Origin of the sequence: Clostridioides sp. ES-S-0190-01 (assembly GCF_020658275.1) — a bacterium.
Taxonomy (GTDB): domain Bacteria; phylum Bacillota; class Clostridia; order Peptostreptococcales; family Peptostreptococcaceae; genus Clostridioides.
This window is the reverse complement of record NZ_JACVWA010000012.1, coordinates 274,429-294,526: the sequence shown is the minus strand read 5'-3', so window position 1 is coordinate 294,526 and position 20,098 is coordinate 274,429. Positions and strand designations below refer to the sequence as shown.

Here is a 20,098-nt window from a genome sequence, read left to right as displayed (position 1 = left end):
AAGTATAGTTATCCTTTTATGAGTGCATTTTCGATTGCTTTTTTTATAACTTTACTTGAATTTGTTGCACCTGATACAGCATCTACATCTACTTTTTGCTTGTTAAGTACTTTATCAATAACTTTTTCTGCTTTTTTTCCTCGTTCATTTTTATGTTCCAAAAGATTAATGTTTGAAATTTTACCACTCTTTACAGTGACTTCTACTTTAGCAGATATGATATTTATATTACATTCTCCAACATAGGTTCCATCAGCAATGTCAGAGATATTTACTTTTTTAAAGGTCATATTTTCCACTGTTTGTTTGTAATTGTATTTGGTAATTGTTTTGAATATCTTTTGTTTTAATTTAATTTCAGATATATTCAAATATATAAAGTAATAATGTCTATTATAAGAAATTGTATAGTTGTATATTTGTAGATTTATCTTATCTATTTGGGAATAGAGCGATAAAGCATATCAAATCCGTGTTTAAGAAATTCCTGTTTAGAAAGTTTTACTTCTTGTTTGATATAAGCTTCTTTATTTGGTGCTGTCTGTATAATGCCAGATAACATTCCCCACAGTGAAAATATAGTAGGCATAATTTCAATATCTTCTCTAAGCTCACCTGATAAGATACCAGCCTTTAGTAACTGTTTTATTTTCTCATTGATTTCTTCACCAACACGGAAGGTTTCTTTTTCCCCAGGTGGGTAGTCTGTATTTTCAAAGTCAATGTTGATTTCATCGAGGGCTATTTTAAAACTTATTGCATAGAAAAACACCAGAGATATGACAATGTAGTGTTTATCATTTTCTGGTGCTATTTATATTAAATTATTTTAAAATTCTAACACTGTCGTTTTCAATTAATATTGCTTGATTATCATTAATAGCTTTTAATTCTAAAGTTTTAGAATACGCATTTACTATTTTTTCTACAGCTTTTCCAAATTCTCAATTTTGGAAATGTGGTACTACATAAAAATCAATTGAATTTAAGCTAGAATAGTCTTTTAAGTAGGGCGCTTTTTCTATATAGTCTATTTCAGATGAATATTTATTTTTTTATGATATTACAAATATCTGGAATATAAAGTGTTATATATAGTAGAGCAAATAAAGTTGTTAATAGGGGGTTAAGACCTAAAACTAAGCTGATTCCTATATCAATAAGCAATCCTATTGTAAATTTGATACCTTTATTAAGTTTCAATCAAATCACCATCCTTTTATTTTTTATTACCCAATTTAACTAAAAATAGTTGATTTTTATAAAAATTATTGATGTATAAAATTACTATCTTATAAGTTAATAGTATATTTAAACATTATACATGTCTATATTATTTTAAATATTATATATGTTTATATTATTTTTCTTATAAAACAATAAAAAAAGCAAAGACATTTTTAAAATTTACCTAAGAAATATATAAAAGAAATATATAATCTAAAAAATTATAAACTTGGAAAATAAAAATTTGATTTTAAAACATATGTAAAATACAAAATATTGAGCTAAATACTGAAGAAATAATGATAATTATGCTGTTGGAAAATTATGTAAAATAATGGTAAAATATAGTTTATAATAGAAAAATTGATTTATATTATAATTATATTTGTTTTTTTGGATTTATGCACTTAGAGGATTCATAATTTATGCTGATTACTACTAAAAGTGCATATATAATATTATGTTATAAGCTTTCATGAACTTCTATTTGAAAGGGGAGATTACAAATGGATAAAAGATATTTGGAATCCAGTGTATTTGAAGCTTTTCAAGACAGACTTTCTTATGTTTTCAGTGAATTTGATTATATCTATGTATCTTTCAGTGGAGGAAAAGATAGTGGTCTATTATTGAATTTAGTTTTGGATTATAAAAGAAAATATAATATAAAATCCAAAATAGGAGTATTTCATCAAGATTTTGAGGCTCAATATAGTATGACAACAGAATATGTTGAAAAAATGTTTGAAGACAATCTTGAAGATATTGAACCATATTGGGTATGTCTGCCAATGGCTACGAGAACAGCTGTAGGTAATCATGAAATGTTTTGGTATCCATGGGATGATGAGAAAGAAGAATTATGGGTAAGAAAAATGCCAGACAAAGAATACGTAATAAATCAAGAAAATAATCTTTTTACCTACTATAAGTATAAGATGAAGCAGGAAAGTTTGGCAAAGCAATTTGGTAGGTGGATGAGAAACAAGCATAAGGGTGCAAAAGTTGCTTGTTTACTTGGAACAAGAGCTTCAGAATCCTTACAACGTTATTGTGCTATTGTGAATAAACAGCATGGATATAAAGGCAAGTGTTGGATAACAAAGGAGTTTAAAAATGTATGGACAGCATCTCCTTTATATGACTGGGGACTAGAAGATGTTTGGGTAGCCAATTATAAATTCGACTATGAGTACAATAAAATCTATGATTTGTTCTATAAAGCTGGATTGCCTCCAAGAAAAATGAGAGTAGCATCTCCTTTCAATGATTCAGCAAAAGAGAGTTTAAACTTATATAAGATATTGGACCCAGAAGTATGGGTGAAATTGGTTGCTAGAGTACAAGGGGCTAATTTTACTTCTATTTATGGAAAAACAAAAGCTATGGGGTATCGTAGTGTAAAGTTGCCAGAAGGACATACATGGAAAAGTTTCACTTATTTTCTGCTTGATACACTACCTGAAGATATAAGAAATAATTATATTAAAAAATTTTCAACATCTATCGACTTTTGGCATAAAAAGGGTGGTGGTTTGCCAGAAATCGCTATATGTGAGTTGATAAGAAAAGGGTATAATATAGAAATAAATGGAATTTCTAATCATACAAAAGATAAAAAAAGTAGAGTCGTATTCTTAGGAGATATACCTGATGACACAGATGATATTAAATTTACTAAAGATATACCAAGTTGGAAAAGAATGTGTTATTGTATTTTAAAAAATGACCATATGTGTAAGTTTATGGGATTTGGTCCTACAAAAGAGCAAAGAATGAAAACAGAATACATTAAGAAAAAGTATGAAAAATTTTCTAAGATAGGAGTTAAGATGCTATGAAGTATAAAAGTCCTGTATATGAAATCATCGCTGTCCCAATTGAAAAGATAGAATCTAACGACTATAATCCAAATGCAGTAGCTCCACCAGAAATGCAGTTGCTGTATAAAAGTATAAAAGAAGATGGATATACAATGCCGATTGTCTGTTATTATAATCCAGAAAATGACAAATATGTTATTGTAGATGGTTTTCATAGATATCGAATAATGCTTGAAAATAAGGATATATATGATAGAGAAGGTGGAGTACTTCCTGTTTCAGTAATTGATAAATCACTTGATGAGAGAATGGCAAGTACTATTCGTCACAATCGTGCAAGAGGTTCACATAATGTGGATTTAATGAGCAATATTATAAAGGAACTTTGTGATATTGGAAAATCTGATAAATGGATATCAAAGCACTTAGGGATGGATATTGAGGAGATTCTTAGATTAAAGCAAATAACTGGATTATCCTATTTATTTAAAGATAAAGAGTTTGGACGTGCATGGATTCCTTTTGATTCTGATACTAAACAAGATAATTAAAAAGATATGTTTTTAGTCTAAACACTATAGAAATACTATTAACCTTTTTGGAGCAGTGTTTTAAAGAACTATGAAGAAGTGTTTTAAAGAAATATGAGGCAGTATATTAAAGAAAATATACTTGAGTTTAAAGCTTTTGAATAAATACAAGTATTGAGAATAGAGTAGTGTAAGATATAAATTACATAATATTAACAAAGAAAAAAGAGTAGGAGGATATCCTGCTCTTTTTCTTTGTTAGTACTGATTAACTTTTTTCATTTATGAATAAATAGTATATTTTAATAAAAAAATTATAAGTGTTATAAAATTGTTATTTTTTCATGTTAATCTTCTTATAGAAAATGAATTTAGATTATTACAAGAAAGGATGAATAGACATGAAAGACTTAATTCTTGAAACAAAAAATTTATCAAAAAGATATGGAGAGCAGATGGCAGCCAACCATATTTCACTTCAAATTGAACGTAATAGTATATATGGACTTCTTGGACCAAATGGTGCAGGTAAGTCAACAACACTTAAAATGATTGTTGGACTTCTTCATCCAACAGGAGGACATATTTTTTTTAATGGAAAGCCTTGGCAACGAGAGTCTCTTACAAAAATCGGTTCTTTAATCGAATCACCTGCTTTATATGGAAACCTTACAGCAGAGGAAAATCTACTAGTTCACACAAGACTTCTAGGCATTCCACATGAAAAAATTCATGAAGTATTAGACACAGTTGATTTAAAAAATACTGGAAAAAAGAAAGCCTCACAATTTTCTATGGGAATGAAACAACGACTTGGAATCGCTATTGCACTTTTGAATAATCCAGAACTATTGATTTTAGATGAACCAACCAACGGGCTTGACCCATTTGGAATTCAAGAACTACGTGAGTTGATTGCATCTTTTCCTGAAAAGGGAATTACAGTAATTCTCTCAAGTCATATATTATCAGAGGTTGCTCAGGTAGTTGATAAAATAGGAATTATTAGTGGAGGAAGGCTATTATTTCAAGGTATACCAGACCCAAATGAAAATCTAGAGGAATTCTTCTCTGATGTAATCTTAAAAGGAGGAAAGTAAAATGAATGGACTTAAATCTGAACTTTTAAAATACAAAAGAACATTTATGGGGAAATTGATTGTTTTTATTCCAATATTCTTTGCATTATATGCAGGGATAACACAATCAACAATCATGAAAAACCCATTATCTCAAAGTAGCTCTTGGTCATGGGACAGCCTTCTAGCCTTGGTTTTTAATTCGTGGCCATTTGTATTTTTACCTCTTGGTATGGGATTGTTTGCTACTTTGGTAGCTAGTCAGGAAAGAAAAGCTGGGAATTATCGCACTTTGCGTGCATATAATGTTTCACCTATGATTCTTTGGACTGATAAGGTTATGGCTATGGCAGTTTACACTCTGCTTTCAACACTAGTTTTGATAGTTTCAACAATTATGACTGGTTTGTTTTTATCAGAAGGAGCAATCCCATTTGGTAAGATTATTGCTGGAGGTTTTGTTTGTTGGCTTGTTTCTCTTTCACTTATCCCTATTCAGCTGTGGGCAGCTACATGGAAAGGAACATTTTTAAGTATGGGAATTGCACTTGTAGGTATGATGATAGGTGTTCTTACAGCAATAAAATCTTTATGGTTTGCAGTACCGTGGAGTTGGGCTATGAGACTGATGTGTCCTATTGCTGGTGTGCATCCAAATGGAGCTATTTTGGAGACTGGAAATCCACTTTTAGATTCATCTGTGATTCCTGTTGGGATTATCTTATCCGTGGTTATATTTGTTGGAATTACAGTAATTACAGGTATTTGGTTTAATAGGAGGGAAGTAAAATGATAGGAGTATTATCATCAGAGTGGCTAAAAACAAAACGTACAGCAATTCGTTGGCTTACATTCTTTATGCCTGTAGTCATTGCACTTTGTGTTGTTGCTTATCTGGCAATTAGGTCTGAAGTTACATATAAATTTGTTTTTGAAGGTTATTTTATAGTATGGACAGCAATTATCATTCCAGTAGGAATAAGTCTTCTATCAAGCTTTATTATACATGAGGAGGAACTTGCTGGAGAGTTCAATGGTTTTTTAAATACAGGAGTCTCCCGAATTAAGTTATACTTAGGAAAATTTTTTATATTGATTTTTTGTATGGCAGTCAGCACTTTTATTTCATCACTTATAATATGTGTCGGAATGAATATTATAATACCTGATGAAGGTAGCATTTCTCTATTTATGATGGCATCCTTACTTGCAGTAATAGGGACACTTCCAATTCTATCTATTCACTTGTGGGTCAGTTTTTTATGGGGGATGGGAGCATCCATAGGAATAAGCATGGGTGGTATTTTAATGGCTGCTTTGATTGGAGGAACAAGTCTTGGGGGTAAAATCTGGGTGTTTGTTCCTTGGGCTTGGCCAGTAAAGATGTCAATGTTTCCATCTATTTATTTTCAGACTACCTTATCAACTGCAATTTCTTCAGGAGCAGAGTCACAGCTAATAAATGCACTTAATTTAACAGGAATTGGACTTATCATTTTTCTAGTTGGTGGAATTATATGGTTTAACAGATGGGAAGGTAGAGCATGTAATGAGTAATGACTATGGACATTTTTATAAACTTGACCAATGAGAAAAATTATCAGATAATATATGAGCAGGTCACAATACAGGCTTGTTAATAATGCATAAGTATTGGAGGATAATTAAAATTGAGCAAAATATTGATTGTTGATGATGAAAGAGAATTGGTGACATTATTAGAAAAAAAACTGAAGTCAAAAGGGCATGAAGTACTTATCGCATATAATGGAAATGATGGAATTGAATTAGCAAAGAAACAGCCAGACCTTATTATACTTGATATTATGATGCCTGGGGCTGATGGCTTTGAAGTTTGTAGTACCATACGAGATGATGTAGTGTGCCCTATCATTTTTCTAAGTGCAAAGCAATCAGAAACAGATAAAATAAAGGGATTAACTCTTGGTGGAGATGACTATATAGTGAAGCCTTTTGGGTTACGAGAATTGATGGCACGTATTGAAGCTAATCTACGCCGTGAAAAGAGGTCACAATATATCAATATGGAAAATAAACGTCCAAAAATGTATTTTGGAAAACTATGTTTAGATATACAAGAGCGTGCAGTCAAAATTGATGGCAAGGATGTTCACTTGACAAAGAGAGAATATGATATTGTAGAATTACTTGCATTGCATGCAGGACAGGTTTTTTCTAGAGAACAAATCTATGAAAAAGTCTGGGGATATGATTCAGAAGGTGAAGATTCAACAGTTGTTGAGCGTGTTAAGAAGATTCGTGCTAAATTTTCTGTGGTAACACCTAAAATTGAATATATTTCTACTGTTTGGGGGATTGGGTATAAATGGAACAAATTTTAGAGAAGGAGATTTTCATATAATGAAAAGCATAAAGAATCGGTCACTTTCAGCACAGTTTCGCAGAACACTTTTTTTAATTATAATCACCAGCATATTGGCGTCACTGATTACTTATGCTGGAGTAATTATGTTGTTTATTCGAGCTTTAAATAATAATGACATATATGGCGAAAATTATTATGAACAGCAGATACCAGAAATAGAAAAATACATTCATAAAAAAAATACAACTATTCTATCTCCTTCAAATGTAGAAGATTTGAACAATATGATTCATGGTGACGGATTACTCTATCAGGTTGTAGATAATGACAGTAACTTTTTATATGGTACATATAAGAAACAAATTTTTGAAACAAAGGAACAATTATTTAATAAACTAAATACTAAAATTATAGATTCGGGAAATTTTGTCAAGATTGTTCCTGTTATTGATGATAGTGGAAAAATCAAAGGGGCTGTCCTTCTTGCTTATCAGTTGAAACTTACTTATGCAAATGGAAATGAAAATGAGCTGTGGAGAGACGATAGGGTTATTATTCTTGTTTTGTTATCTCCTTTTATATATATTATAGGATTTACAATACTATTTTCTCGAATTCTTGCTAAAAATATCAATCGACCACTAAAACTCTTGATGGATAGTTCACAGAAGATTAAAGAAAAGAACCTTGATTTTGAAATAGATTATTACGCGGATAATGAACTAGGAAATCTATGTAGTGCTTTTTCAGAAATGAAAGAAGAATTAAAAAAATCCTTATCTGCACAGTGGAAAATAGAACAGGAACGAGTAGAAATGGTAGAGGCATTGGCACATGACCTGAAATCACCATTATCTATTGTAAAGGTATATTCAGAAGCTCTGATTGATGATACTGAGATTAGTGAAGAACAACGTCAATATCTTGCAGTTATAGAAGCAAATGTAGATAAAAGTGTCTCACTAGTTCAGCAAATGCAATATACTTCTGAACTTGAAAAATCTTGTATTCAGTTACAGTTAGTTCCTATAAATCTGACTGAGTTTTTGGAGCAAAAAGTATACTACTATGAATTAGAGGCTAGGAAAAAAGAAATATCTATCATTTTAAACATTCAAAGTGATATAGAAGAATCTATTTTGATTGATATAGAGAAATTGGAAAGAATCTTTGATAATATCGTATCCAATAGTCTTCAATATACTCCAGAAGGCGGAAAAATCAAAATATCAGCAAAGGCAAAAAAAGAATATATCTCATATGAGATTTGTGATTCTGGTACTGGATTCAGTGCTAAAGATATACATAAAGTTTTTGAAAAATTTTATAGAGGTGATGAGGCTAGACAAACTAAGGATGGGCATTCTGGTTTGGGGTTGTACATTGTCAAGCAATTAGTTGAGATGCTTGGTGGTTCAATCAGAATAAAAAATGCGGAATGTGGTGGTGCATGTGTTATATTTCAGCATAAAATATTTAATCTCTAATCATTCATATTTAATTTTTTATTGTGTAGATATTGTAAATATATTAATAAGTGATTATGTTAAGTATATAAAAGAGGTATCAGCAATATGTTGATACCTCTTATTGTATTTGAGTATTGAAAAAATATCTTATAAGTTCTTAAATGAATATAGAAAGTTTCTACAATAAATAAAGAAACTTTCTACAAATAAAATCTGTTACCTTGATGTAATAAATATAGTATTATATAACTGTACCAATTAAAAGTAAATATATAACTTTTTAAAAGTAAATATATAACTTTAAGTTAGTTAAGGAGAATAATATGAAAAAATATTTACCTGTTTGTCCAGTAGAAATCACATTGTAAATGAGTTTATATGCGATTGTAATAATTTTTGATGGGTCTTAATAATGTGGCAAAAGGGATTTGGAGAGAAGAAGTTCCTTATGCTATGGATATGATAAATTATTATATCACTAATCTTGTTTAACTATTTTATGTCTGATAAAAAATAATAGTATGAGGTTAATTTATGAAAAGTACTAATGAAGAGTTGATAAAGCGAGGTTTTATTACAGAAGAATATATCAATAAATTTCAATCTTATTCAGATGAAGAGTTATTGGAACTAGCAAGTTCATCAAAAGCAGTTGAAAGGTCAGTTTATATAAATTTGATGTCAAAAAGATATGGAGTCGAAAATAAAGAATTTGTAGAGTTTTTGTTAGGAAAGCTTTGCGTTGAAAAATCTCTATATACGAAGATTGAGCTTTGTAATGCCCTTGAAAATGGGAATACTTGTACTGCAAAACAGATGATTAAATATCTTGGAACAATAGGAAATAATCAACATAAATATTTGCCAGACAGGGTTTCTAAAAAGAAGAGTTATCCATTAGCAAGGGATATAATTGCAAGAAGTTTAGCAAGGATGAATGTAGAGATTTTACCTGTATTGTTTGACGTTTTAGAGAGTGATGATAGGATTAAGATTTCTGAGGTAATTGATGCTATAGGATTTATGATATTTTATAATCAAGGTGTAGCTAGTGAATATTACTTTAAAAAGATTGTAAGTGTAATGGAAAAGTATTCGGAAGATGATTTAATTATTTGGAAATGCGTAATGTGCCTTTCTTCTTTTAAGACTCAAGAAAGTATAGATATTCTTGAGCAAGTTTTATATAGTGATAAAAATGATTTAATAAAAAATGAAGCGGAGTGTTCTCTAAGTAAGATTAAAAAAGAGATAAAGTTGTAGAAAGAAATAAAATCAAAATTAATAAAGTTGTAGAAGGAAATAAAATCAAAAGCAATAAAATTGTATAAAGAACAATCAAATTTGCTAATCTAAAAGGGGGAAACTGGTTTATGAGAAAACAGCTGTCGGATATGACATTAGAAGAGTTATGGAAGCTATTTCCTATATTTTTAACTAATCATAGGGAATGTTGGAAAGATTGGTTTAAAGAAGAAGAATCTAGACTAACTGAACTACTTCCTATGCGAAAAATTGTGAGAATAAGTCATATTGGAAGTACTGCTGTGAATACAATTTATGCAAAACCGATTGTTGATATACTGATGGAGATAAAGCCTGAGTGTAATATGCAAGAGATTAAAGAGATAATTGAGTCAGATGACTATATTTGCATGTCTGAAAGTGGTGATAGGATTTCATTTAATAAAGGATATACAGTAGATGGGTTTGCAGAACGAGTTTTTCATTTACATATAAGATATGCAGGAGACAATGATGAATTATTTTTTAGAGATTATTTGATTGATAATCTAAGCGTTGCGAAGGAATATGAGAATCTTAAGTTGAAATTATGGAAGGAATATGAGCATAATCGTGATGCTTATACAGATAATAAATCAGATTTTATTAAAAAGGTAACTGAAAAATCTAGGAAATTGTATTCTAATAGATACAGTTAGGATGTTATTTACTATATTTAAGTTTAATATATTTAAATTTAAGTTTAATATATCAATGCTTACTAAAAATGAAATATTAAAATCACTTTGAGACAGTTGAAAAAGCTCACAATTTATATGTGTTTATATTATTATTAAAATATAAATTAAGGAAAGTCATTTCTGGCTTTCCTTTTTGGAGTTTTTTAAATATATTAAGATTCTCAGCTTAATACTAACACAACCTAATATAAAGAAATAAAGAAAAATCTGTATCAGTATAAGAAATATTCAACTCTCCACTATACTTATCAACAATTTCCTTGATATTTTCAACACCATATCCATGAGATTTACTATTATCTTTATCTGAAATAAATAAACCATGTTTTTTAATGATAGGATTTACCTTGTTATTTGTTAATAAATAGCTAAAATACTCATTTTCACAACGTGCTTTTAGCACCACTTTTCTATTTGATAAGTCGGAAATCTTTAAGGATGCTTCTATAGCATTATCCAAAGAGTTTGAAAAAATAGTACATAAATCCATTGGCTCTATACCAAAGTGATTGTCTATATCTATATTAAAATGAACATCAACACTATTTTCTTCCAATTCTGTATGACGAAGATTTAAAATTGAATTAAGGGCAGGGTTTTTACAAAATTGCTTACCACTTAAAGTCCCAAAACTAAGTTTTAATTGTGTAAAATAATCTTTAGCTCCATCAATATCTTCAACTTCTAAATAAGACTCAATCATTTGGAAGTGGTTATTTATATCATGTCGTATTTTGCGTATCTGAACCTGTTGATTCTCTAGTAAGTCGTAATATTCTTCTTTTATATGATTCGATTGATTTTCTAACTTCATCTTTACATTTTCAATTAATGGATTTAAAAGAAGTATCACACCAATATTAGCTATGATTGCAGATAAAATAATTAGATAAGTACCATAAGGTAAGTTACCTAAAATAATATTATAATCGCTACCCATAGGAATTAAATTAGTGGGTGGCAAAATAATGGCAATTAATATTGATAAAAATGAGGATATACATACTATATCAATAAAAATCCATATGCGATTTGTAAGGTACTGTTTTATATTAACTAATCTATTTTTTAAGAAAAAATGTATCAAAAACCATAAAAATACTTTAATTATGGCAGAAACTATCTTAAAGATTGAAAGTACTACAGTATACTCACTTGAGCTTACAAGTTCTCTATATAGAGGATTGTTTATAAAAAGAAAATTAACACCAACTATAATAGGATATAGTATCATTATAACTGATATTATAGGAATCAACCTACTTTTACTACAGACTATAAGGAGTATAAAATATCCAAGTAGTGTAAAAAGTATATTTACAGGGTCAGAAAGCCATATTATCATTTGACCAATAATAGAATAACCCAAAATCAATATTATTTTAAAAATCCAATGTTTCCTAAAATCTATAAAATAAGATGTTAGCTTATAAAGAAAAAAAGCCATAAAAATGCTAAGTAAAACTGTAATATAAATTGTAGCTTTTGATATTATTGAATAAGTATCCATTTGAAAACCTTTCTAAAAATTAAGATTCTAGCATATGTCTTGTAAATTTTCCTACAACTTCTTGATGTTTTTGACGACTTATAGGAATTTTTTCATTTTGTACTTTAGCATATGTTTGATTTATACTGTCTACATAGTTTAGATTGACAATATATCTTTGATGTGTACGTATAAAATTAGATGGAAGAATATCTTCCATATCATTTAGTTTTCCATAATACTCTAAAGATTTGTCAGGGGTTACTACAGTCAGCTTTCTTAATTCACTTTTAAAGTAGAAAATGTCTTTTGTATTGATTTTACAAAGGTTAGTTCCAATCTGAATCGTAATAAAGTGTTCTTTCCATTGTTCTAATTTTTTTAGTGCTTCTTTTAAGACTTCACATATTTTTTCATTTTTATAAGGTTTTAAGATATAGTTTAAAGCTCCTACATCATATCCATGAAATACATAGTCAGAAAAACCTGTGACAAAGATAATTATAGTATCTTTTGAGTATTTTCGAATGACTTTTGCTATATCAACTCCATTAATTTCTCCAAGTTCAATATCTAAAAAAATGATGTCCATATAATAATTTTCATGTTCTAGATTATATATTAGACTTTCTCCATTTGAGTATTCTTTTATCTGGCAGGGATAGCCCCATAAATCCATTTCTCTTGTGATGATTTTATTTAGCATACTTCTTTGTTGTTTTTCGTCATCACAAATACAAATTGAAATCAATGATTATTCTCCTTTCAAGTTTTATATTTATATAATTAAGTATATAATAAATTGAGCTACCTAGATACATAAAAGAGAAAATATGTCTCGGTAGCAAAGTAGAGTCTTACTTAAATAAGTTTTGACTAAAATCGTACAGATAAGAATTATATAGACTTACTCAGAGAAGTTTTATCTAAAATAATTTAAGCAAACTTATTTTGAAATTCCAACAATTTCTTTAAATTTTTTGTAAGTCAACAGATATATAAGGTACATATAAACCCCACAAACCACTAGTAAACCTAGATTTATCAAAAGAGCATTGACCTCACTATGAACAATTCTACCATCATTGTTTACCATAATCATAAAGTTAAAAAGATATATTACAAAACTTCCAGTAATAAGAGGGTATGAAAAGATTTTCTTTAATTGGTTGCGAATACAGAATTTTATATAGTCGTTGTTAGCACCTAATCGACTCAAATCTATAAAAATCTGTTTGTGATTTACTGCTATTGTAACACCTCTTGTATATGCAATGATTCCCACAGCCGTAAAGCAGATTATACCTACATAGATAAATAACATCAAGAATACTGCTGTATTTTTTATCATATCTTGACTCTGCAAAGTTTTAAAATTAGGATAGTACTTCCATTGGAGATATAATTGATTATTATCTGGAGTTAATTTTAAAGAACCTTCTCCACTTGGATATTCTTCATCCAAAAAATACTTTTGACCAGTTGATTCATTGCGTTTTTTCACATATTCATCATACATAGTGTATGTTCCCATTTCCTTAGGTGTTCTTTTTATAATCTCTGACTTTAAATCATTAGCAAAAGCATAGGTATCTGTAGCTTTATCTACATTAAATAGGACAGAATTATTGTAGTTATTTATAGATAAACCTTTAGTAAATGCATTATAATCGTCTTCACTAAGGACATAAGCAGTCATACGAGCATTTTGAAAGAAAGAACCATTAAATATTAGGTTTCCAGAATATTTAAAAGGAGTTTCTTTTTCTGTGGCTTGGCTTGATATAAATTTTGGAAAATCATAATCTCTATTATCATTTTCTTTACTTACAACAGCAAGATATTCACCATTTTTTATAGTGATAGGTTTATCAATTAATTTAGAGAAATCCTTAGAATTAAAGAACATGGCTAAAGAATGTTTTTTCATATATACATCATCAATAGTTCTATCTTTATTAAATATTGATTCTGTACCATCTACAATTAATTCAATAGAAGGAAGTTCCATATAGTTTTGGATTTTTACTTTATGCTTATCTGCCAACTGTCCAATTTCTTTTTTAGATATTTGATTCACTCTTTGGTTATAAGTGAATGTGTAATCTATAGGATTCTTTTTAGTATTTTCATTAATTCCTGCAATCACATTAGGTATATAGAATACAGCAAATAAGGCTCCTGCAATTAAAAATGCAATAACACACATATTTTTTACAGTTTGCTTGCCCATAAATCTCATCATACTAGTAGATATAATATTTTTGTAGTATTTTTCTGGATGTTTTCCTCTTTTTGCATGTACTACTACATATGTCATAATCATGTAAATTCCAATAGCAGAGAATACATACGTAATGTTCCATATAGATGGCATCATGTAATTAAGTTCACTTATGACTATTGAAGGTACTACATAACCTAGAAGAAGTCCTAATACCATAAAAAATGTTCCCAATATACCATACCAACTTTTTACCTCATGCACTGGTTCAGAGATTCTTTGGTCATTTAGTATATCAATTATATTTGTACGATTGATGAATTTTACTGAAAGTAAGAAAATACATAGAGTTACAAATATACAAAATATGAAACCATATATAAATCCTTGAGTTCCAAAGTGGTATGTCATTTCTCTTGTATCAATAATTACCAATTGGAATATCTTCCATATACCAAAAGATACAGGCATACTCAATAGAAGACCTAAAAGACAACAGACTATTGAAATAAGGAGTATTTCTGAAAATAGAATTTTTTTCAATTTTTTCTTATCTGTCCCTAGAGCCATAAAAATACCAATTTCTCTACTTTTAAATTTTAAAAATAGGGAAGAGGCATAAGTAGTAAAAACAGCACATCCTAATATAGCAACTGCAAATATCATTATGGCTTGTTTTCTACTATCTCCTCCAGTTGGAAGGATTGTTTGCACTGTAGGACTAAAATAAATTAAAGCATATGAAGTTACTAAGACTACAGAAAGTATTATACAAAAGAATAATGTTGTATAGTTTTTCCAATTGTAGGCTCGAAGTTTTCCATATAATTTATTAATTGTCATCTTGACCGCCTCCCATTTCTTTTAAAAGTTCCAATAATTCATCTAGGAATTCACGTCTTGAATTTGATTTTACGACTTCTTTGTAGACCATTCCATCTTTAAGGACAATGACACGGTCACAAAAACTTGCAGCAAAGCTATCATGTGTAACCATGAATATAGTGGCATCTAGCTCTTGTTTGGCTTTTAGGAATGAGTCAATTACTGTACGACAAGATTTGCTATCAAGATTACCAGTTGGCTCATCTGCTAATATCAAATCTGGATTATTCATAAGAGCTCTTGCTACTGCTGTACGCTGTTTTTCACCACCAGATATTTCAGCAGGGTATTTTTTGCGTATATGCTCAATACCAAATAATTTGCATAGGCTAGTAGCACGGTTTTCCATTTGTATAACTTTACTACCTTTGATAATTTGTGGAACACAGATATTTTCAAAGACACTAAGACCATCAAACAGCATAAAATCTTGGAATACAAATCCCAACTGCTGATTTCTAACTTCGGAAAGTTCTTTTTCTTGTAGGTTTCTTATATTATTGTTTCCAAGAGTTATTTCACCTTCATCAATTGGTATAAAGCATGAAATGCAGTTTAAGAGAGTTGTCTTTCCACTTCCAGATGCACCCATGATTGCAACGAATTCTCCTTTATTGATTTCAAAAGAAATATTTTTTAATACAGGGTACGTTTTATTACCTGCCTTGTATGATTTACATAAATTGTTTACTTTAAGCATATATATCATCCTCGCTTTCATTTATCTTGTAAGTTAATGATAGCATTTGAAAGGGGTATGGGAATATAAGTCTCGTTGTAAGAATTGGGTGTTTTTTTGTAATGTTTGAGTTAGAAAAATTTTTGAAAAGGTATTGTTACGATTATTTAGATAAAAGATATGTTGATGTATAAATGGTAGTCTTTTTTGTAAAATAATTATATATTTTTATTTTATAATATAAAAACACTATTTTTTTACTAAAAAAGCTACCACAATCAATAACGAAAATACAATTGAAAGTATTGAAAAAGTAAAGTGAGAATTTGAGTCATTATTGCGATTATTAAGTTTTATCCAAAGTCCACATATAATTGTACATATCAATAAAACTGCTGATATTATCCCTATAAATGTAAAAAACATTAAAATTCCCCCTTTATTTAATGTAAGTATTTGAGTCCATGAGAATATCTTTAAGTTCTGTCAGAGTATGGCTGAGTTATGTATCAAAACTAAAAGACATATAATTAAACTGAAATAGTACTAAATAGATATATAGTTAAACTGAAATAGTATTAAATAGACATAATACTAAATAGATATAAATACTAAACCGAAATAGTACTACTTTATGGTGTCTATTAAAAATAACTCTAATTGAGAGTCAATTAAAGCACTTCTTTTCTCTGCATCCATAATATCAATACCACTGTATCTTAAAAAGGCATTAGAACGAAGAAGAACTAACTGTATAAATGAAGTTATTTGATATGCAATAACCTTGTAATCTTCTTCAGTTTTATTGTTGTCGTGATTTTTATAATGAGCTCTAATCAAAGGCAATATTTCAAATGGATAAATAATGTCTTCTTGAACTAATATGTAAGGTACAGAAATCTCTATAAATTGACTATATAAAATTATAACATCACAAAATGTCATTAACATTTCTTTTAACTCTTGCTTAGGTGTTAGATTTTGCTTATCATGTGTAGTTTTATATTCATCCATATGGCATTTTAAAATTCTCTTAATAGCAGTATTAATTAGTGCTTCTTTAGATTTAAAATAATAATTAATCATAGCCAAATTGACATTTGCTTTAGCTATGATTTCTCTAGCTGTGATACTTGAAATATCTCTGTTTGAAGTTAATAGCTGAACTGTTGTGTTAATTAGTTGCTCTTTTTTTGAATCTATTTTCATATTTTTCCCCTTAAGAATTCCTCATAAAAAAATTAAACGTGTTTAATACACGTTTAGATACTATCACGAAAGCTTTTATATGTCAATGGAGGGATAGTTTTTAAGGAGGATAGTAGGGGGAAGTTTTTTTATAATTGTCTTGTTAAATACATGATAAATAAGGTTATATGATACTAAGTTTAAGAGGTGTTCTATCAATCATGTATTAATATATATAATTATTAAAGATTGTATACTAATAAATAGAATTATGTTAAAATTTATATTATAATGAAATAAAAAATAAATAAAAAAAGTCATGAGTTCTTAAGTTTGGCGACTTACTCTTAGCTTTTTATACAGTCATTCTTGGTAAGAGAGTACTCTAGTTAGGGAGCTTTTTATATTGTTATCATCTTTTAATATTATCATAACAATCATAAAACATTAATAATTTCGATATTTAAAAAGTATACAAAATTATTAATGAGGCAATAAGCTTAAACCATATTAAGTATTGATTGTTATTAATAAATCTGTAAAATCTCCTTATCTTTAGTGCAAACATGCTAAAAATAGAGGAGAATTTTTTGTTGTAAATGACAAAGTTTTGTTACCATTTATATGATGTTAGACTCAGTATAATATCAAGAAAATAAAAATGTATGAAAACTATCATAGATACTGATTAAAAACATTCTATAAGTAATGAAAAAAGAAGCGTGAAAAGAAAAAATGAAAATGGATTAATGAAGAGGGTAATAGAATAAAAAAGGAGATAGAGAATATAAAAAGTTAAAGGAATAAGGATTAAGCAAAAATAGGATAGCCAACTCTTTAAGTTTAGGAATAGTAAGGAGGTACTGTAGTTTATAAATGTGTAGCCTTAACTGTTTTTCTATCTAAGGGATAAGGGGGGATTTTTATGTATAGAATAGTTATTTGTGAGGATGATATTACACAAATGGTTTTCTTAAGAGAGTGTATACTAAAATCCTTAGAGGGAGTTTCTAGTCAAATTGAACTATTAGAGTTTAATTCAGGAGAAGAGTTATTGGAGTCTGCTTTAGAAGGAGTTGATATATATTTTTTAGATATTCAAATGCTTCAACTAACAGGGATGGATGTAGCTAAAATAATTAGAGAAACAAATGATACTTCTGAAATAATATTTATAACTTCAATAGTCGACTATATACAAGAAGGTTATAAGGTAAGGGCTTATAGATATTTATTAAAGCCTATAGATTTTGAGGATTTAAATGAAAATATTTTAAATTGTATATCAGATATTATTAAAAAAAGAGAAAACTTTATGCTGATAGAAAATAAAGGTATAATCAACAAAATTTTAATTAATAGTATTATGTATATAGAGGTCAGGAAAAAGGTTTTGACTATACATACTACAGATGGTATTTATAATACTAATAATAGTATGGATAAAATAGAGTTAGAATTAGAAAAATATAATTTTTTTAGATGTCATAAAAGCTATTTAATAAACATGGAATATATTCAACTTATATGTAAAAATACTGTAGTTATTAATAATGAAAATATTCCAGTCAGTAAATATAGAATATCTGATTTAAAGACAAAATTAACACATGTATTGGGAGATGTATTATGTTAGGGATAGATGTATGGGGGATTATTCTAACTTTATTTTCTACAATGATAGAATGGATTGTATTAAAATTTATATTAGATGAACTTAGTGAGCTAAGAAAGAGCAAGTCAGTTTTAAATAGTAGTCTACTAATTGCAATTATAATAATTACTACCTTGACTATAATTGAATTTGATATAAAGGTTAAGTTATTTATATGTATATTTATTACATATCTATTGTATAGAAGTAATTATGTGGTGGACCAATGGAAAAGTGTGTTTATAAGTTTATTATATTGGATGTTATTAATCGGATTTGATAGTACTGGATTAAGTATAGTAGGCACACTTAACTCTATACAAGAGATGAGTGATTTATTAAATAATAATTTATTAAAACTAGAATTAATAATTATATCTAAATCACTACTAATAGGATTAATACCATTACTTAAAGCTATTAGATTAAAAATAAAAATAAACAAGAAGGATTGTATCTATTTATTTTTCCCCTTAATAGCAAATATTGTTAGCATAATAGTTGTATTTGGATTTATTTTTAAAGATAAGAGTATTAATCCTACCGAAAGTTTGACAATACTTGTTATATCAATTGTATTTTTACTTTCAAATATTTCGTTAGTAAGTATTATAGGTAGAATAATAAAAGACAATAACCTAAAGATGGAACATGAAATTACAAAAGAAAAGATAAATATGCAATATAAATACTATTTAAATTTACAGGAATATCAGTCGAAAATAAGAAAACTATACCATGACATGAACAATCATATTATTTGTATTAAGAATATTTATGGTAAAAATGAGATTGCAGAGAAGTATATTAAAGATATAAATAAGCAAATAAATGAATGTAATACTATATTTAATACACAAAGTATGATTTTAGATGTTATTTTAAGTGAGAAAAAATCTATTTGTGATATAAATGGCATAGATTTTTTAGTAGATATTAATTTTTTAGAATGCAATTTTATAGAAATGGCGGATGTGTGTAGCATATTTTCAAATATGATAGATAATGCAATAGAAGCTTGTAATAAGATTTACGATACAAATATACAAAAAAAGATTAAATTAAGAGGAACTATTATAAATAGATTATTTGTAATTAAATGTGAAAATACAAAAATAAATGAGATTATATTAAAGAATAATAAAATTATTACAGATAAAAAAGACTCATTTTTACATGGAATAGGAATAAGTAGTATAAAAAGTTCAGTAGAAAAATATAATGGAAATGTAGAAATATATTCAGATAAAAATAAGTTTACAACTACTATTTATATACCATTATCTAGAAAATAATTCCAGTTGGAAATTTAAAGTGCCTAGTTGGAGTAATAGTATTGAAAAATAATATAGAGGATGTTATCTGCTAAGCATAGAAAATTTGGAGTTAATAAAAATAATCGAATCTTGCGTTAATAAGATAACATCCTTTTTAATTTTAAATAAAATAATATAACAAAAATAATATGATTTATATTTATATATATTATTACAATATTAATATTTGGAATGATTCAGCA

General features: G+C 28.1%; 20 protein-coding genes. 12 read left to right on the top strand and 8 right to left on the bottom strand.

Annotation, left to right across the window (positions count from 1 at the left end):
• Positions 1–8: 8 nt before the first annotated feature.
• Both IC214_RS02975 and IC214_RS02970 read right to left on the bottom strand, forming a co-directional pair.
• Positions 9–290 carry an FMN-binding protein gene (locus IC214_RS02975; RefSeq protein ID WP_227835846.1) on the bottom strand — a complete coding sequence of 94 codons (282 nt, stop codon included), beginning with the start codon at positions 288–290 and terminating at the stop codon, positions 9–11.
• 146 nt (positions 291–436) lie between these two features.
• The gene (locus tag IC214_RS02970; protein WP_227866212.1) at positions 437–772 is read right to left on the bottom strand and encodes a hypothetical protein; all 336 of its coding nucleotides are present in this window, start codon (positions 770–772) and stop codon (positions 437–439) included.
• A 961-nt stretch (positions 773–1,733) separates the two neighbouring features.
• Between IC214_RS02970 and IC214_RS02965 the strand changes: the two genes are divergently transcribed.
• The 10 genes from IC214_RS02965 (at position 1,734) to IC214_RS02920 (ending at position 10,418) form a co-directional block, all read left to right on the top strand.
• Positions 1,734–3,068, top strand: a complete 1,335-nt coding sequence (locus IC214_RS02965; RefSeq protein ID WP_227433576.1) for a phosphoadenosine phosphosulfate reductase — start codon at positions 1,734–1,736, stop codon at positions 3,066–3,068.
• Positions 3,065–3,601: an IbrB-like domain-containing protein gene (locus IC214_RS02960; RefSeq protein WP_227433575.1), complete on the top strand. Its 537-nt coding sequence runs from the start codon at positions 3,065–3,067 to the stop codon at positions 3,599–3,601. Before IC214_RS02965 ends, IC214_RS02960 begins: the two co-directional genes overlap by 4 nt.
• 380 nt (positions 3,602–3,981) lie before the next feature.
• The gene (locus tag IC214_RS02955) at positions 3,982–4,680 is read left to right on the top strand and encodes a lantibiotic protection ABC transporter ATP-binding protein (protein ID WP_227433574.1); all 699 of its coding nucleotides are present in this window, start codon (positions 3,982–3,984) and stop codon (positions 4,678–4,680) included.
• A gap of 1 nt (position 4,681) precedes the next feature.
• Positions 4,682–5,452: a lantibiotic immunity ABC transporter MutE/EpiE family permease subunit gene (locus tag IC214_RS02950; protein WP_227866211.1), complete on the top strand. Its 771-nt coding sequence runs from the start codon at positions 4,682–4,684 to the stop codon at positions 5,450–5,452.
• On the top strand, positions 5,449–6,216 hold the full coding sequence (locus tag IC214_RS02945) for a lantibiotic immunity ABC transporter MutG family permease subunit (protein ID WP_227855467.1): 768 nt from the start codon (positions 5,449–5,451) through the stop codon (positions 6,214–6,216). The genes IC214_RS02950 and IC214_RS02945 overlap by 4 nt, the downstream gene beginning before the upstream one ends.
• Before the next feature lie 113 nt (positions 6,217–6,329).
• Positions 6,330–7,022, top strand: a complete 693-nt coding sequence (locus tag IC214_RS02940) for a response regulator transcription factor (protein WP_227831356.1) — start codon at positions 6,330–6,332, stop codon at positions 7,020–7,022.
• A gap of 127 nt (positions 7,023–7,149) precedes the next feature.
• On the top strand, positions 7,150–8,493 hold the full coding sequence (locus tag IC214_RS02935; RefSeq protein WP_413926629.1) for a sensor histidine kinase: 1,344 nt from the start codon (positions 7,150–7,152) through the stop codon (positions 8,491–8,493).
• 381 nt (positions 8,494–8,874) lie between these two features.
• Positions 8,875–8,967: an aminoglycoside 6-adenylyltransferase gene (locus tag IC214_RS02930; protein ID WP_227866210.1), complete on the top strand. Its 93-nt coding sequence runs from the start codon at positions 8,875–8,877 to the stop codon at positions 8,965–8,967.
• A 42-nt stretch (positions 8,968–9,009) separates the two neighbouring features.
• Positions 9,010–9,738: a HEAT repeat domain-containing protein gene (locus tag IC214_RS02925; protein WP_227866209.1), complete on the top strand. Its 729-nt coding sequence runs from the start codon at positions 9,010–9,012 to the stop codon at positions 9,736–9,738.
• A 110-nt stretch (positions 9,739–9,848) separates the two neighbouring features.
• A complete protein-coding gene (locus IC214_RS02920; RefSeq protein ID WP_227866208.1) occupies positions 9,849–10,418 on the top strand; it encodes a GrpB family protein in 570 nt (189 codons plus the stop codon).
• A 214-nt stretch (positions 10,419–10,632) separates the two neighbouring features.
• On the opposite strand, the gene IC214_RS21050 is transcribed toward IC214_RS02920, so the two are convergent.
• From IC214_RS21050 to IC214_RS02885, 6 genes are all read right to left on the bottom strand, one after another.
• On the bottom strand, positions 10,633–11,970 hold the full coding sequence (locus tag IC214_RS21050) for a sensor histidine kinase (RefSeq protein WP_227433567.1): 1,338 nt from the start codon (positions 11,968–11,970) through the stop codon (positions 10,633–10,635).
• 19 nt (positions 11,971–11,989) lie between these two features.
• Entirely contained in the window at positions 11,990–12,700 is a 711-nt protein-coding gene (locus IC214_RS02905; RefSeq protein WP_227866205.1) for a LytR/AlgR family response regulator transcription factor, read from the bottom strand.
• Between the two features lie 195 nt (positions 12,701–12,895).
• Positions 12,896–15,016, bottom strand: coding sequence for an FtsX-like permease family protein (locus tag IC214_RS02900; protein WP_227866204.1), 2,121 nt, complete (start codon positions 15,014–15,016; stop codon positions 12,896–12,898).
• The gene (locus tag IC214_RS02895) at positions 15,006–15,758 is read right to left on the bottom strand and encodes an ABC transporter ATP-binding protein (protein ID WP_227433564.1); all 753 of its coding nucleotides are present in this window, start codon (positions 15,756–15,758) and stop codon (positions 15,006–15,008) included. Before IC214_RS02895 ends, IC214_RS02900 begins: the two co-directional genes overlap by 11 nt.
• Positions 15,759–15,986: 228 nt before the next feature.
• Complete coding sequence (locus IC214_RS02890; protein WP_227433563.1) at positions 15,987–16,163, bottom strand: hypothetical protein; 177 nt, start codon at positions 16,161–16,163, stop codon at positions 15,987–15,989.
• 201 nt (positions 16,164–16,364) lie between these two features.
• A complete protein-coding gene (locus IC214_RS02885) occupies positions 16,365–16,946 on the bottom strand; it encodes a TetR/AcrR family transcriptional regulator (RefSeq protein ID WP_227433562.1) in 582 nt (193 codons plus the stop codon).
• Positions 16,947–17,850: 904 nt separating this feature from the next.
• Here IC214_RS02885 and IC214_RS02880 point away from each other — a divergent pair.
• Positions 17,851–18,561, top strand: coding sequence for a LytR/AlgR family response regulator transcription factor (locus IC214_RS02880; RefSeq protein WP_227433561.1), 711 nt, complete (start codon positions 17,851–17,853; stop codon positions 18,559–18,561).
• The gene (locus tag IC214_RS02875; protein ID WP_227433560.1) at positions 18,555–19,874 is read left to right on the top strand and encodes an ATP-binding protein; all 1,320 of its coding nucleotides are present in this window, start codon (positions 18,555–18,557) and stop codon (positions 19,872–19,874) included. The genes IC214_RS02880 and IC214_RS02875 overlap by 7 nt, the downstream gene beginning before the upstream one ends.
• Positions 19,875–20,098: the final 224 nt, after the last annotated feature.

Excerpts from the sequence above, each read along its gene's own strand:
- IC214_RS02975 (WP_227835846.1), bottom strand. The coding sequence starts at position 290 with ATGACCTTTAAAAAAGTAAATATCTCTGACATTGCTGATGGAACCTAT.
- IC214_RS02965 (WP_227433576.1), top strand. The coding sequence starts at position 1,734 with ATGGATAAAAGATATTTGGAATCCAGTGTATTTGAAGCTTTTCAAGAC.
- IC214_RS02960 (WP_227433575.1), top strand. The coding sequence starts at position 3,065 with ATGAAGTATAAAAGTCCTGTATATGAAATCATCGCTGTCCCAATTGAA.
- IC214_RS02955 (WP_227433574.1), top strand. The coding sequence starts at position 3,982 with ATGAAAGACTTAATTCTTGAAACAAAAAATTTATCAAAAAGATATGGA.
- IC214_RS02950 (WP_227866211.1), top strand. The coding sequence starts at position 4,682 with ATGAATGGACTTAAATCTGAACTTTTAAAATACAAAAGAACATTTATG.
- IC214_RS02945 (WP_227855467.1), top strand. The coding sequence starts at position 5,449 with ATGATAGGAGTATTATCATCAGAGTGGCTAAAAACAAAACGTACAGCA.
- IC214_RS02935 (WP_413926629.1), top strand. The coding sequence starts at position 7,150 with ATGTTGTTTATTCGAGCTTTAAATAATAATGACATATATGGCGAAAAT.
- IC214_RS02930 (WP_227866210.1), top strand. The coding sequence starts at position 8,875 with ATGGGTCTTAATAATGTGGCAAAAGGGATTTGGAGAGAAGAAGTTCCT.
- IC214_RS02925 (WP_227866209.1), top strand. The coding sequence starts at position 9,010 with ATGAAAAGTACTAATGAAGAGTTGATAAAGCGAGGTTTTATTACAGAA.
- IC214_RS02920 (WP_227866208.1), top strand. The coding sequence starts at position 9,849 with ATGAGAAAACAGCTGTCGGATATGACATTAGAAGAGTTATGGAAGCTA.
- IC214_RS21050 (WP_227433567.1), bottom strand. The coding sequence starts at position 11,970 with ATGGATACTTATTCAATAATATCAAAAGCTACAATTTATATTACAGTT.
- IC214_RS02900 (WP_227866204.1), bottom strand. The coding sequence starts at position 15,016 with ATGACAATTAATAAATTATATGGAAAACTTCGAGCCTACAATTGGAAA.
- IC214_RS02895 (WP_227433564.1), bottom strand. The coding sequence starts at position 15,758 with ATGCTTAAAGTAAACAATTTATGTAAATCATACAAGGCAGGTAATAAA.
- IC214_RS02890 (WP_227433563.1), bottom strand. The coding sequence starts at position 16,163 with ATGTTTTTTACATTTATAGGGATAATATCAGCAGTTTTATTGATATGT.
- IC214_RS02885 (WP_227433562.1), bottom strand. The coding sequence starts at position 16,946 with ATGAAAATAGATTCAAAAAAAGAGCAACTAATTAACACAACAGTTCAG.
- IC214_RS02880 (WP_227433561.1), top strand. The coding sequence starts at position 17,851 with ATGTATAGAATAGTTATTTGTGAGGATGATATTACACAAATGGTTTTC.
- IC214_RS02875 (WP_227433560.1), top strand. The coding sequence starts at position 18,555 with ATGTTAGGGATAGATGTATGGGGGATTATTCTAACTTTATTTTCTACA.